This window comes from Paraburkholderia sp. JPY419, assembly GCF_050435705.1.
Taxonomy (GTDB): domain Bacteria; phylum Pseudomonadota; class Gammaproteobacteria; order Burkholderiales; family Burkholderiaceae; genus Paraburkholderia; species Paraburkholderia youngii.
Genome location: NZ_JBNDKV010000002.1, coordinates 812141 through 826846 on the forward strand (window position 1 = coordinate 812141; position 14706 = coordinate 826846).

A 14706-nucleotide genomic window follows, 5' to 3' on the forward strand; every position below is an offset into this window, starting at 1 on the left:
GACGGGCCCGGTACTTAATCTCGATACTGCATTTGCTGATTGCACCGCACCGGCCGTGCAATCCGCGGCAACAGGTGGTTTCCGTCAGGTGCGAGCCGCGGCGCCTGTGCCGGCTTTTGCTGCTCGCCCGTTGCGTTTTGCTTTCTTCGCCTTCATGCCGAAGCTTTCGGTCAGGCGGTCGAGCACGATGGCAAGCAATACGACTCCGAGGCCACCTTCGAAGCCGATCCCGATGTCGAGCCGTTGAATGCCGCTCAACACATACTCGCCCAAGCCACCGGCGCCAATCATCGATGCGATGACGACCATCGAAAGCGCCATCATGATGGTCTGGTTCACGCCGGCCATGATGGACGGCAGCGCGTTCGGCAACTGGATTTTCCAGAGAAGTTGCATGTCCGTGCTGCCAAAAGAGCGCCCTGCCTCCAGCAACTCTTCCCGCACCTGCCGGATACCCAGCGTGGTGAGACGCACGACGGGCGGCATGGCAAAAACGACAGTGGCAATCACGGCTGGAACACGTCCCAATCCGAACAGGATGACGGCCGGAATCAGATAGACAAAGGCAGGCATCGTCTGCATGAAATCGAGCAGCGAGCGCAAGACCACTTCTACCCTCTTGTTCCTTGCCCCCCAGATGCCCAGTGGCACACCAACGACCAGACTGAAGAATGTTGCGGCAATCACGAGCGCGAGCGTGGAGACGGTTTGAGTCCACAGTCCCATGTAATGGATCGCCGACAGCGCAATGCCCACGAACACCGCAAACACGATGCCGCGCCGCCATAGCGCGAAAGCCACGAAGATGACGAGCATGGCGACGAATGGGATAGCGCCTAGTCCGTCCTCCAACAGCTTGACCACTGCTCCTAGCGCCGCAGAGAATGCGTCGAAGCCGCCCCGGAAATGCTGAAAGAGAAAATTGACGGCGTCTTCCGCAAACTTGCCGATGAGTGACGAATTCATGCTGCCCTCCGTTCCATAACCTGCTTCAGTATCATCCGGCAGGACACCACGCCTGCGAGCTTTCCGGCCGTATCAGTGACGGGTACGTCGTGTTCCTGACTCAATGCGATGGACGCGAGCTCGTGCAAGTCCGCATCGAGTGAAACCGCATTCACATCGCGGAGCAGCGCGTCCCGTACCGGACGCGTACCCGCCTTGTGAAGTGATGCTGGCGTGACACAGCCCTGATATCGACCTGCCCCGTCGCATACATAGCCGCATTCCATGCCGCTATCGATGAGATGATTGAGGTAACGCTCAGCGGACGTGCCGATGTCGCAAGACAGCAGCCTTCGGTCTACCCCGGTCATCAGCGTGGAAGCCCTGAGAAAGCGGGAGACGTCGACATTGCGGAAGAAGTCCCGCACGTACGCGTCTACAGGCGACTGGATAAGCTCGGCAGGTGTGCCGACCTGAATCAGACAGCCGTCCTTCATGATGCCAATCCGGCCGCCAATCTTGATGGCTTCTTCGATGTCGTGCGAAATGAAGACGATGGTCCGCTGTTCTTCCTTCTGTAGCCGCAAAAGCTCGTTCTGCATTTCGAATCGTATCAGCGGGTCGAGTGCCGAAAACGCCTCGTCCATCAGAAGCACCGACGGGTTCACTGCCAGCGCACGTGCAAGGCCGACGCGCTGCTGCATGCCGCCGGACAATTCGCTGGGAAGCAGCTTTTCGTACGAGCCCAGACCGACTCGCGTCAGCGCGGCACGCGCGATTTCGTACCGTTCGGCCCTCTTGAGACCAGCGACCTCGAGTCCGTACGCGATGTTGTCGAGCACCGTGCGGTTCGGCAGAAGCGCAAACGACTGGAACACCATCGCCATCTTCTTGCGGCGAACTTCGCGCAGTTCCGAGGTGGACATCGGTGCGATGTCACGGCCTTCGAGAACCACCTGGCCGGACGTGGGTTCAATCAGGCGGTTGAGCAGTCGAACCAGCGTCGATTTACCGGAACCCGACAGGCCCATCACCACGAAGATCTCGCCCGCCTTGACGGTGAGACTGACGTTATTGACTGCAACCATGTTGCCGGTCTTTTCGAAAATTTCGTTCCGACCGAGACCTTGCTTCACGAGGTCAACGGCACGCTCTGGCTTCGGCCCGAAGATTTTCGACAGATTCTTGACCGAAAGAATATCGGTCCCGGAGACTGCGATTGGTTTCGCTGCGGCGGAAGCGTCTTCCGCGTTGATTGCACCGGGATGGACTACGTCTCCTGGTGCGAACGTCAGGTTTTGGGCCATTCTGTCATCTCAACTGGCAGGTTCAAAAAATTGAAGCGCGTGACGTATCGACCTTTGCAGGGCCGCCACTTGCGTGTCTCGCTTCTTTTAGCCGCCTCCGAGCCAGTTTCATCGCAGAAGTGCGGATGCAAGAGCCGAAAGCAAACATCGCAGCGCCATGCAATTGAACGAAACGCTATTTTTCGGGTAGGACGCAGAATAATCATGCGCCGTCATCGCGTTCAATGGTGCCTAATGCATGTATTGCAGAGTAGCGCGTCAAATTGCTCTACCCAGCTACATTTTCTGGGTACTTTTCCATACCTTTGGTAATGAGGCGCTTTTGTGTAGTTTTCGCAGAAAAGCGCGACTGCACGTGGAATTCGTTTGAAGTCAAAGCGGGCGCGGGTTTGCGGCTGACCATTGCCGGCAGAAGGAACAATCCGAACATTCGAAGCTTACAAAGCTTGGGACGCTGTATAGGGAATCTCCTAGGTCTATCGGAATCCTGCGTAACTTGCCTATCGAAAAACTGATGGAACGGAACGCGAGCAGAAAAAGTGCGACGAGCGAATCGATGCTGAGCTCGCGCTGAAGGCTGATCCGGATAGCCCCCCGAAAGGGAGGATTCCAGACTCCCTAAATCTCGCTACGATCGTTAGAACCGGGAGTGTCATGGGCAATCGATATCGACGAAGCCGGATGATGCGACGATGCCGTCGAACGGTTGCAGCGCGACTCGCGACTGTCCGCCAGGGCGCGAACACACTGGACTCGAGGTGTTGCATTGAGTGCAGCAGCAGGAGCCGTCGTTATACGTGTGGAAATGAAGCCACCCGCGCCATTCTTGATGCAGTCGAGGCCGCCCGATGATGGAAGCGTGGGCCGTGCATGTTTGCGGCATCGAGGATTAATTCAGAAGTGCGGCCCCTAAACACTTGCGGTTGGCCTTGCAAGCTCGCACAAAAAAGCCGACTCACGAGGATCGGCTTGTGCATTCGAGGAGGCTCTATCGATATTCATCAACCTCAACCGTGCCCCCATGGCTTCCATCATTGTGCGAATATCGTCGGGCACATCAGGCACCCGGTCGCCGCTCTCGTTGTCCCAATAACAGAAGAAACGCATCTGTGCGCCCTTGTCTGCAAGTAGCTGGCGCAAGTCATCTCGCGGCAAGTTCAGGCGATTAATCAGATAGCGGAGATGCGGTTCCAGCGAGTCGCTACGGACGGCGGCCTTGCTTCTCAACCCCCCTTACGCCGGTACGCCCCGGCACGCTGCTCAACCGCCCCGACGGAGTCATAAACCGCTTCCCTTTGACAATCGCCGTGTCCGGCGAAACGCCGAAGCATCTGGTCCAAAGGTCTGGATCTAAATCATCCCCGGCTATCGAAAATGATGCATGTGCGAGTTGATGTGCGTTCATCGTCTTAAAATCAGTTTGCACAGTCGTGCATATTGCCGATGATGTTTTTTCTAAATTCAACGTCTCCACTATCGTGCCAAATGACATTGTCATCGCCTCGCAGCTTGAGATCATATTTCATCGCATGAATCATGTCGCCAAACGTGTCGCGGTCATATCCCAGCATTTTCGCCGCATAGTTTGGATTGTTCGTGCTCGCGGCAAATTCAGCGACATCGCCGCTCAACGCATCAGGCACATACTCGAACGGCTGCGCGTCGCCAAGCAGTGTCGATGCGACTCTATTGCCCGCTCTGGCTGCGCGCGCAGGGACATAGGTGTGTCGTTGGTCTATCTGAAGTCACTGCCGGGTTGACAGCATCCAGATAATTAGCGTGCGACAGGCAGTCCGTACATGGGCGACCGCCCAAAATCTCCGCCTTTCGGGTTTCGGGGTTCCTGAAGAACTGGCGGGATTCAGCAATGGGGTGCGACTCAAATCCGGCGATCGCCGAGGCATCCTTGACGCTGACAGGATCAACGAGACTCCACAGCGGATTAATGTCCTTGTACGCATACGGATCGCACTGTGCATCCCGAAGGCTCCCAGTAGGACCGACGACCTTGCCGCGATAGACAAACTCGCGCATACCGGACATAGCCGGATTCTAACGGAGTGTCGCGGCAGCAAGACACGAAACAGAAGCGCCGCGAAACGCGCACCGCGCGCAAGTTTTTGCTCAATGATGGGCTTAATTGATGGGCCGAAAAAACAAAAACCCCGTAACTCATTGAATTACGGGGTTTGCGCTATTGATTCTGGCGGAGAGAGGGGGATTCGAACCCCCGATAGGCTATTAACCTATACACGCTTTCCAGGCGTGCGACTTAAACCGCTCATCCATCTCTCCGGCGGGGAGCCGAATTATAGCAAACTTCGCGCCTTGCGCCACACCCCCGCCAGCGCCGCAAGAAAACAGCCTACGGATGCCGGATATAGTCGACCAGCGCGATCGTATAAGCGTCCGCTTTGCGATCGATCAAACTCACCCCGATCGCCACGAGAAACCCCGCCGGCACGCCGAACACGCCCGAGCTGATCGGCTCGATGCCGAACCAGCGCGCACCCGTGAAACCCGTCATCTGGGTGAAGAACGGATACGTCGACACGATGTAGTAGATGCACACGACGAGCCCCGCCACCATCCCCGTCACCGCACCGAGGCGCGTCGTGCGCTTCCAGAACACGCCCAGCACGAGCGCCGGAAACAGGCTCGACGCCGCCAGCGAAAACGCCGCCCCGACCAGAAACAGAATATTCCCCGTATTCAGCGACGCCACATACGAAGCGAACAGCGCGACACCCAGCAGCAGAATCTTCGAGATCGTCACGCGCCGCTGGCTCGACGCATTCGGATCGACCATGTGGTAGTACACGTCGTGCGACAGCGCGTTCGCGATCGTCAGCAGCAGACCATCCGCGGTCGATAGCGCCGCCGCCAGCGCCCCCGCCGCGATCAAGCCCGACATCACATACGGCAGCCCCGCGATCTCGGGCGCCGCGAGCACGACCATATCGGGCTGCATCTGGATCTCGCTCCAGCGCACGATGCCGTCGCCGTTCGTATCGGCGAGGCTGATCAGGCTCGGTTCGACCTTGCGCCATTGCATCAGCCACTGCGGCAGATCGGCAAATTGATGGCCGACCAGATTCGATAGGATCTCGTACTTGATCAGCACCGCAAGCACCGGCACCGTCAGGTAGAACAACGCGACGAAAAAGAGCGTCCACCCCACCGAGCGGCGTGCCGACGCGACCGAAGTCGTCGTGTTATAGCGCGTCAGGATATGCGGCAGGCTCGCCGTACCAAGCGACAGACACAGCAGCAGCGACAAAAAGTTGCGCGCATGCGTGCCGCGGTCTTCATCGCCGACAGCAGGAAACGGTTCGTGCATCGGCACCGGGGCGGTCGCACGCATCAGCATGTCGTCGCGCTTCTGGCTCCAGACGATCTGCGCGGCGGCGGCATCGCGCGGAAACTGTTCGAGCGCGCGCTCGCGTTCCTTGATCTGGCGCAACGGACCGTTATGGCGCCGCAGGTCGTCGACCTCCTGCGTGAGCCGCTGCTTCTCGTCGATGAACGATTGCGGCAGCGTATCGAGCCGCATCTGCATCAGCGCGGCACGGCGTCGATAGTCGTCGCGCACGCGCTCCTCGAGCGGCGCGTCGCGCACCTGCTTCTCGAGCGCTTCCATGCGCTCCATCAGGCGCCCATAGCTGAATTGCGGCACCCAGCCGAGGCCGTCCTTATGCGCGATCATCGACACCGGTATCAGCATCGCGAGGATCAGGATGATGTACTGCGCAACCTGAGTCCACGTAACGGCGCGCATGCCGCCCAGAAACGAGCACACCAGGATGCCCGCGAGCCCGCAGAAAATGCCGACCGCGAAATCGACGCCGATAAAGCGCGTGGCGATCAGCCCGACACCCTGGATCTGCGCGACCAGATAAACGAACGAGCACAGGATCGCGGCGAGCGCCGCGAGGCCGCGCACCGCGTTGCTTGAATAGCGCGTGCCGAGAAAGTCGGGAATCGTGTAGCGCGCCAGCTTGCGCACATACGGCGCGAGCAGGAACGCAACGAGACAATAGCCGCCGGTCCAACCCATCAGGTACGCGAGGCCATCGTAGCCGGTCGCGTAGATCGAGCCCGCCAGGCCGATGAACGACGCGGCCGACAGCCAGTCGGCCGCGGTCGCCATGCCATTGAACGCCGACGGCACGCGCCGTCCCGCCACGTAGTATTCGACCAGATCGGACGTGCGCGACAGCACGCCGATCACCGCATACACCGCGATCGGCACGAACAGGAACACATAGCCGATCCACACACCGGGACCGGTGTTGCGCTCGATGCGCCACATCACATAGACGAACAGCAGAAAGCCGAGCGTATAGAGCGCGTACGAGCGGATCAGCCGATGCGTGAGCTTCATCGGCTCAGCGTCCGCGCGCGGCCGGCGCGTCCGTGCCGGCGTTGACTTCATCGTTCGCGTCGCGGGTGGAGTCCGCGGCGGGAGCGCTTGCGGCATCGCGCTGCGAATCCGCTTCGAACGCGCGCTGCAACCGACGATCGGCGCGCTGCATCAGCACGATATAGACGACGATCAACGCAAGGTAGATCAGGATCGCGCCCTGCGCGCCAAAGTAGAACGGCAGGCTGAAGCCGCCAACGCGCGCACCTGCGCGAGCGCGGGCGCCAGCAACGGCACGACGAAGGAGACGAAGAAGCCGAGCGTCATCAGCACCGCGATCAGCGCGAGGTTGAAGCGCCAGTACTTGCGATGCGCGAGCGCCATCGCCGCCGAGACCGGTGGCGGTTCGGGCGGGGGGTTCAACGTGGCATGGGAGGATAGGTGCGGCGCGGCCATGCGCCTATGTATCAAAAAGGCAACGGCGAGGCAATTGGGATTGTCCGCGCAATGCCGTGATGCAAGCCGTCCGCTCGATTCACGGATCTGCTCGATACACCGGCAAGTGTGTCGATCGACACACCGTCGCCGTCCGCGCAGACCCGCTTACAACGCTTTAAATCGACTCGCCGAGCTGGTCGAGAATCGCCGGGTTTTCCAGCGTCGACACGTCCTGCGTGATCTCCTCGCCCTTCGCGAGCGAGCGCAACAGACGACGCATGATCTTGCCCGAACGCGTCTTCGGCAGGTTCTCGCCGAAGCGGATGTCCTTCGGTTTCGCGATCGGACCGATCTCCTTGCCGACCCAGTTGCGCAGTTCGTTCGCGAGCTTGACGGCCTCTTCGCCTTGCGGACGCGCACGCTTAAGCACGACGAACGCGCATACCGCCTCACCGGTCGTCGCGTCGGGGCGGCCCACCACGGCTGCTTCCGCGACGAGCGGATTGGCGACCAGCGCCGACTCGATCTCCATCGTGCCGAGACGATGGCCCGACACGTTCAGCACGTCGTCGATGCGGCCCATGATCGTGAAGTAGCCGGTTTCCTTGTCGCGCACCGCGCCGTCGCCGGCGAGATAGAGCTTGCCGCCGAGCTCCTCGGGAAAGTAGCTCTTCTTGTAGCGGTCCGGATCGCCCCACACGTTGCGCAGCATCGCCGGCCACGGACGCTTGACCACCAGAATGCCGCCCTGCCCGTTCGGCACGTCCTGGCCCGTTTCGTCGACGACCGCGGCCATGATGCCCGGCACGGGCAGCGTGCACGAACCCGGCACGAGCGGCGTCGCGCCCGGCATCGGCGCGATCATGTGGCCGCCCGTCTCGGTCTGCCACCACGTATCGACGATCGGGCAGCGGCCGCCGCCGACGTTCTCGTAGTACCACACCCACGCTTCCGGATTGATCGGCTCGCCGACCGTGCCGATGATGCGCAACGTCGACAGGTCGTAGCTCTTCGGATGCACTTTCGCGTCGGCCTCGGAGGCCTTGATCAGCGAGCGGATCGCCGTCGGCGCCGTATAGAACAGCGTGACCTTGTGTTTGGCGATCATCTGCCAGAAGCGCCCGGCGTCCGGATAGGTCGGTACGCCTTCGAACATGACTTGAGTGCCGCCGAGCGTCAGCGGTCCGTACGTGATGTAGCTATGGCCGGTGATCCAGCCGATGTCGGCGGTACACCAGAACACGTCGGAGGGGCGCCAGTCGAAGGTCCACTTCAGCGTTTGCGCGGCCCACAGCAGATAGCCGCCGGTGCTGTGCTGCACGCCCTTCGGCTTGCCGGTCGAGCCCGACGTATAGAGGATGAAGAGCGGATGCTCGGCGTCGACCCATTCGGGCGCGCATTGGTCCGACTCACCCTGCGTGAGTTCGTGCATCCACAGGTCGCGTGCCCCGTCCCACGCGACCTTGCCGCCGGTGCGCTGGTACACGATCACGCTCTTGACCTTCTCGCAGCCGCCGAGCGCGAGCGCTTCGTCGGCGATGCTCTTCAGCGGCAAGGCCTTGCCGCCGCGCATCTGTTCGTCGGACGTGATCAGCGCGACCGCGCCGACGTCGACGAGCCGCTCGTTGAGCGACTTCGACGAGAAGCCGCCGAACACGACCGAGTGCGTCGCGCCGATACGCGCGCATGCCTGCATCGCGACGACGGCCTCGATCGACATCGGCATATAGATGACAACCGGGTCGCCCTTCTTCACGCCGCGTTTTTTCAGCGCATTCGCGAAGCGCGATACGCGTTGCAGCAGATCCCGATAGGTGACGTTGGTGACGGTGCCGTCGTCTGCTTCGAACACGATCGCGACGCGCCCGCCGTTGCCGGCCTCGACGTGACGGTCGATGCTGTTATACGACGCGTTCAACTGGCCGTCTTCGAACCACGTATAGAACGGCGCCTTCGATTCGTCCAGCACCTTCGTAAATGGCTTGTGCCAACTTAGCGTCTCCTTCGCAAGACGCCCCCAAAAGCCTTCGTAGTCGCGCTCCGCTTCGGCGGCAAGCGCCCGGTACGCGTCCATGCCGGAGATCGTGGCACCCTTCGCCGTGTCGGCGGAGGGCGGAAAAACGCGGCGTTCCTGAAGAACCGATTCAATCGCAGACATCGACAACCCCTTGGTGAAGATGAAAAACGGAAAACCTGTACCGGCGCGCATCGCGCGCGGGTCTTATCCTGTTCGAGCCGCCACGAGCGGCGCTGTCTCCCACCTCGCAATGCCGTCGAACGCGCGCGCGTGCGGCATCGCAACATCCGTGCTTGCGGGCACCCTGCTCGATCGACCCGCGTCAAGGCTCAACCATAAGCGCCGCAACTTACCGGCCACTTACGCACATCGTGTTGATCTGCAAGCGAAAACCCTTAGATCGGGCGAGTCACCGACGTGCTTGAGCGTTGATCAGACGAGATGCGCGCGGAAAAGATCGCCCGTTCTACGGAGCGTTCCATGTTCACCCGCAGCACATCGCATGCCGCTGATGCGAACCCGTTGCACCGTCCGGTCGCCCGTCTTCGCACCCTTACGCCCGGTCGCACGGCCTCTTACAATGCTAACTGAACTAGCCGTCCGGATTCCAGCTTGAATCGCTACGCCCTGCTTCTCATTACCTCGATGCTGCTGGTGGGCAGCAATGTCGGAATCGGTAAATCGATCGTCGCCTTCGTTCCCGTCCCGCTGTTCGCGCTGCTGCGTTTCGTCATCGGGATGGCCGTGCTATGGCCGCTCCTGCGCCCGACCAAACTGCGCCGCGTCAAACGCGATGAATGGATCAACCTGTTTTTACAAGCGCTATTCGGCACCTTCGGCTTCACGCTGCTGATGCTCAACGGCGTCGCGCGTACCAGCGCGGTCGCGGCCGGCGTGATCACGAGCACGATTCCGGCGGTCGTCGCGCTGCTGTCGTGGCTGCTCCTGAAGGAGCGGCCGGATGGCCGCGCGCTCGCGTCGATCGCGCTGGCGATCGTCGGCGTCGTCGTCATCAATGTCGCGCACGGCGAGGCGGGCGCGGACGCGACGGCCGGCACCGGCTCGCTCGCGGGCAACTTCATGGTGCTCGGCGCGGTGTGCTGCGAATCGCTGTACATCATCCTGTCGCGCCGCCTCACGCAGACGCTCGCGCCGATCGACATCTGCGCGTACACGCATCTGTTCGGCCTGTTGCTGATGCTGCCGCTCGGCGCCGGCGCGCTCGCGCATTTCGACTATCGGGCGGTGCCATCGAACGTCTGGATGCTGGTGCTGTGGTACGGGCTGTCGGCCAGCATCTTCTCGTTCTGGCTGTGGATGAAAGGCATCCGCCACGTGTCCGGCAGTCTCGCCGGCGTGTTCAGCGCGGTGCTGCCGGTCGCCGCGGCGCTCTACGGCATCGTGTTCCTCGGCGAGCGGCCCACGCTCGCGCACGGCATCGCGTTCGCCTGCGTGGTCGCCGGTATCGGTCTCGCGAGCCTGAAGGCGCGCAGCGTGCCGCCGATCGCATCGTAGTTCGGGTGCGGCGGGCGCGCGGCCCGCCGTAGAGCAGCAGATTCGACCGACGCTGTACAATACGGCGCCCGACGCGAGTCTCGCGATCCTCCGATGGCCGCGCCCCGCACCGCCGTCGGCGCCTGGCCCGTGTTCCGTCACCCCCGCTTCATCTGACCGTTGCCTATGTCCGCTTCGCGACCCGCCTCCGCCCGTCCGCGCCGCCCTATGCGCGCGCTGCCCCACCTCGTATTCATGAGCCGTTGGCTGCAGGTGCCGCTGTATCTCGGGCTGATCGTCGCGCAGGCAGTCTACGTCGTGCTGTTCCTGAAGGAAGTCTGGCATCTGGTGTCCGACGCGATGAAGCTCGACGAAACCAGCATCATGCTCGTCGTGCTGGGCCTGATCGACGTGGTGATGATCTCGAACCTGCTGATCATGGTGATCATCGGCGGGTATGAAACGTTCGTGTCGCGCCTCGGCCTCGACGGCCATCCGGACGAACCGGAATGGCTCGATCATGTGAACGCCGGCGTGCTGAAAGTGAAGCTGTCGATGGCGCTGATCAGCATCTCGTCGATCCATCTGCTGAAGACCTTCATCAGCCCCGACCAGAACACGACGCACACGATCATGTGGCAGGTGATCATCCACGTCACGTTCCTCGTATCCGCGCTCGTGATGGCGCTCGTCGACCGCCTCACCACGCACACGCATCCCAAGCATTTCGAAGAGCCCGCGGCATTGCACGCCGTGGGCGGCATCAAGGTTTCCACTCCCCTGAAGGCGCAAGACTGACCGCACGCGCTGCGATCCGAAAACAAGCGCCTCCCCACTGAGCTAGCCATGACCGTCATCAAACAGGAAGATCTGATCCAGAGCATCGCTGATTCGCTGCAGTACATCAGCTACTACCATCCGCTCGACTACATCGAAGCGCTCGGCCGCGCATACGAGCTCGAACAGAGCCCGGCAGCGAAGGACGCGATCGCGCAGATCCTGACCAACAGCCGCATGTGCGCCGAAGGCAAGCGCCCGATCTGCCAGGACACCGGCATCGTCACGGTGTTCGTGAAGGTCGGCATGGACGTGCGCTGGGACGGCGCCACGATGAGCGTCACCGACATGATCAACGAAGGCGTGCGCCGCGGTTATCTGAACCCGGACAACGTGCTGCGCGCATCGATCGTGAGCCCGCCCGAAGGCGCGCGCAAGAACACCAAGGACAACACGCCGGCCGTGATCCACTACGAGATCGTGCCGGGTAACACCGTCGACGTGCAGGTCGCGGCCAAGGGCGGCGGCTCGGAGAACAAGTCGAAGTTCGCGATGCTGAACCCGTCGGACTCGATCGTCGACTGGATTCTGAAGACCGTGCCGACGATGGGCGCCGGCTGGTGCCCGCCGGGCATGCTCGGCATCGGCATCGGCGGCACCGCTGAGAAAGCGATGCTGATGGCCAAGGAATCGCTGATGGACCCGATCGACATCCAGGACGTGATCGCACGCGGCCCGAAGGACTGGATCGAAGAGCTGCGCGTCGAGCTGCACGAGAAGGTCAACGCGCTCGGTATTGGCGCGCAGGGTCTCGGTGGCCTGTCCACGGTGCTCGACGTGAAGATCATGGCCGCGCCGACGCACGCCGCGTCCAAGCCGATCGCGATCATCCCGAACTGCGCGGCGACCCGCCACGCGCACTTCACGCTCGACGGTTCGGGCGTCGCCAGGCTCGAAGCGCCGTCGCTCGACGCATGGCCGAAGGTGCACTGGGAACCGAACACGGAAACCAGCAAACGCGTCGATCTGAACACGCTGACGCCGGAAGAAGTGGCCGGCTGGAAGCCGGGCCAGACGCTGCTGCTGTCGGGCAAGATGTTGACGGGCCGCGACGCCGCGCACAAGCGCATCGCCGACATGCTCGCGAAGGGCGAGAAGCTGCCGGTCGATTTCACCAACCGCGTGATCTACTACGTCGGCCCGGTCGATCCGGTACGTGACGAAGCGGTCGGCCCGGCAGGCCCGACCACCGCGACGCGGATGGACAAGTTCACCGAGACGATGCTCGCGCAAACGGGCCTCATTTCGATGATCGGCAAGGCCGAGCGCGGCCCGGTCGCGATCGAGGCGATCAAGAAGCACAAGGCCGCGTATCTGATGGCCGTCGGCGGCGCCGCGTACCTCGTGTCGAAGGCGATCCGCAGTGCGAAGGTGCTCGCGTTCGAAGACCTCGGCATGGAAGCGATCTACGAGTTCGACGTGCAAGACATGCCGGTCACGGTCGCCGTCGATTCGAACGGCACCTCCGTGCACCAGACCGGCCCGAAGGAATGGCAGGCCAAGATCGGCAAGATTCCGGTCGCCACGGCTTGATCAGTCGCAATTAGCGCCACTCGGATCGGTCGAAAAGCCGGGGCTGCGGTCCCGGCTTTTTTTTTGCCCCGCATCACGCATGCGCAAGGCGCCGCACGCACGAGGCCGCAAACGCCGCCAAAACTTGTGTCGGATTCTTGGCTTTTTGGGGCATGGCGTTTATTGTTGTTGGAAATTCAAGGTCCCCGAAAAAGGAAATAACATGCAAGGCGACAAGAAGGTCATCGAATATCTGAACGCGCAGCTGAAGAACGAGCTGACCGCGATCAACCAGTACTTCCTGCATGCGCGGATGTACGGTCACTGGGGCCTCGATAAGCTCGGCAAGCACGAGTACGACGAGTCGATCGGCGAAATGAAGCATGCCGACATGCTGATCGAACGGATCTTCATGCTCGACGGTCTGCCGAATCTGCAGGACCTGCACAAGCTGCTGATCGGTGAGGAAACCAAAGAGATCCTCGAATGCGATCTGAAGCTCGAACAGATTTCGCAAAGCACCTGCAAGGAGGCGATTGCCTACTGCGAATCGGTGCGCGATTTCATCTCGCGCGAAATCTTCACGAAGATTCTCGACGACACCGAAGAGCACATCGACTGGCTCGAAACCCAGCTCGATCTGATCGACAAGGTCGGTATCCAGAACTACCAGCAAAGCGCGATGGGCTCGGTCGAGTCCTGAGCGAGGCACCTTGAAGCATCCCGCGAGGTAGCGGCGCGTGGGCGATATACTTGCGCGCTTGCTCGCGCTTTGCCCCTGGCTCCGCCTATTTCTTCTACCGCCACGTCACGCTCGTTTTCTTCACTATGCCCGTCCCCGCGCCGTCCCCGACTGTCCGCAGTATTGCCGCTGGCGCCGCGTCGCAGGCACCGATCGGTATTTTCGATTCGGGGCTCGGCGGACTGTCGGTGCTGCGCGCGGTGCGCGCGCAATTGCCTGACGAGGCGCTGCTGTATGTCGCCGATTCGCTGTACGCGCCCTATGGCGAGCGTGACGACGACTTCATCACCGACCGCACGCTAGCGATCGGCGAATGGCTCGCCGCACGAGGCGCGAAGGCGCTCGTGGTCGCGTGCAATACGGCGACCGCGCAGTCGATCGCGCTGGTGCGCGAAAAGCTGCCGATTCCGCTAGTCGGCGTCGAACCGGGCGTCAAGCCCGCCGCACTGCAATCCAGGAGCCGCGTCGCCGGCGTGCTGGCAACCCAGGCGACGCTGCGCAGCGCCCGCTTCCAGGGACTGCTCGAACGCTACGCCGCCGATTGCCGCTTTCTCTGCCAGCCCGGGCACGGGCTCGTGCAGGCGGTCGAGCGCTGCGACGTCGGCTCGGCCGAGCTGCGCGCACTGCTGCGCAGCTACCTGCAACCGATGCTCGACGCCGGCGCCGACACGCTGGTGCTCGGTTGCACCCATTACCCGTTTCTCGACGCTGCGATCCGCGACATCGTCGGCGAGCGGCTCGCGCTGATCGACACGAGCGTGGCTATCGCTCGCCAACTGGAACGCGTGCTTGAGCAGCACGGCCTGCGCGCCGCCACGCCGGCCGCAAGCACGCCGCTACCACGCTTCTACTCCACCGACGACGGCATCCATCAGCAGCAACTGGCCGCCACACTGCTGCGGATCGAGGCTACGGTCGAGCACGTCTTGATACCCTCCCGCCGCACAGCCGCATCGGATTCCCGCGCCGCCTAGAGCCGGATCTCGCTCATCCGCTGCCCGCTCTTCGGACGAAATCCATTCTAAGAGGCTGGTTTTGTTACAAAAAATCG

At 61.9% G+C, this 14706-nt stretch carries 11 protein-coding genes, 1 tRNA gene and 1 pseudogene; 5 read left to right on the forward strand and 8 right to left on the reverse strand.

Annotation, left to right across the window (positions count from 1 at the left end):
• Window positions 1-84 precede the first annotated feature (84 nt).
• The 8 genes and pseudogenes from QFZ91_RS09865 to acs all read right to left on the reverse strand — a co-directional run bounded on the left by QFZ91_RS09865 (window position 85) and on the right by acs (window position 9211).
• Window positions 85-966: an ABC transporter permease gene (locus tag QFZ91_RS09865; RefSeq protein WP_429567129.1), complete on the reverse strand. Its 882-nt coding sequence runs from the start codon at window positions 964-966 to the stop codon at window positions 85-87.
• Window positions 963-2252 carry a quaternary amine ABC transporter ATP-binding protein gene (locus tag QFZ91_RS09870; RefSeq protein WP_429567130.1) on the reverse strand — a complete coding sequence of 430 codons (1290 nt, stop codon included), beginning with the start codon at window positions 2250-2252 and terminating at the stop codon, window positions 963-965. Before QFZ91_RS09870 ends, QFZ91_RS09865 begins: the two co-directional genes overlap by 4 nt.
• Before the next feature lie 909 nt (window positions 2253-3161).
• A complete protein-coding gene (locus QFZ91_RS09875) occupies window positions 3162-3479 on the reverse strand; it encodes a hypothetical protein (protein WP_429567131.1) in 318 nt (105 codons plus the stop codon).
• A gap of 188 nt (window positions 3480-3667) precedes the next feature.
• A complete protein-coding gene (locus QFZ91_RS09880) occupies window positions 3668-3895 on the reverse strand; it encodes a hypothetical protein (protein ID WP_176377679.1) in 228 nt (75 codons plus the stop codon).
• A 561-nt stretch (window positions 3896-4456) separates the two neighbouring features.
• Window positions 4457-4547: transfer RNA gene (locus QFZ91_RS09885), tRNA-Ser, on the reverse strand.
• A gap of 70 nt (window positions 4548-4617) precedes the next feature.
• Window positions 4618-6636: a sodium:solute symporter family protein gene (locus QFZ91_RS09890; protein WP_429567132.1), complete on the reverse strand. Its 2019-nt coding sequence runs from the start codon at window positions 6634-6636 to the stop codon at window positions 4618-4620.
• A gap of 4 nt (window positions 6637-6640) precedes the next feature.
• Window positions 6641-7071 (reverse strand): annotated as a pseudogene (locus tag QFZ91_RS09895) (DUF4212 domain-containing protein).
• Between the two features lie 157 nt (window positions 7072-7228).
• Window positions 7229-9211, reverse strand: coding sequence for an acetate--CoA ligase (gene acs, locus QFZ91_RS09900; RefSeq protein WP_429567133.1), 1983 nt, complete (start codon window positions 9209-9211; stop codon window positions 7229-7231).
• A gap of 471 nt (window positions 9212-9682) precedes the next feature.
• Between acs and QFZ91_RS09905 the strand changes: the two genes are divergently transcribed.
• The 5 genes from QFZ91_RS09905 (at window position 9683) to murI (ending at window position 14629) form a co-directional block, all read left to right on the forward strand.
• Window positions 9683-10585, forward strand: coding sequence for a DMT family transporter (locus QFZ91_RS09905; RefSeq protein WP_429567134.1), 903 nt, complete (start codon window positions 9683-9685; stop codon window positions 10583-10585).
• 207 nt (window positions 10586-10792) lie between these two features.
• Window positions 10793-11362, forward strand: a complete 570-nt coding sequence (locus QFZ91_RS09910; RefSeq protein ID WP_217709947.1) for a TIGR00645 family protein — start codon at window positions 10793-10795, stop codon at window positions 11360-11362.
• 48 nt (window positions 11363-11410) lie between these two features.
• On the forward strand, window positions 11411-12934 hold the full coding sequence (locus QFZ91_RS09915) for a fumarate hydratase (RefSeq protein WP_368716611.1): 1524 nt from the start codon (window positions 11411-11413) through the stop codon (window positions 12932-12934).
• Window positions 12935-13136: 202 nt separating this feature from the next.
• Window positions 13137-13616 (forward strand): bacterioferritin, encoded by a 480-nt coding sequence (bfr, locus tag QFZ91_RS09920; protein ID WP_176109072.1) that lies wholly within the window; start codon window positions 13137-13139, stop codon window positions 13614-13616.
• Between the two features lie 125 nt (window positions 13617-13741).
• Window positions 13742-14629: a glutamate racemase gene (gene murI, locus QFZ91_RS09925; RefSeq protein ID WP_429567135.1), complete on the forward strand. Its 888-nt coding sequence runs from the start codon at window positions 13742-13744 to the stop codon at window positions 14627-14629.
• Window positions 14630-14706 lie beyond the last annotated feature (77 nt).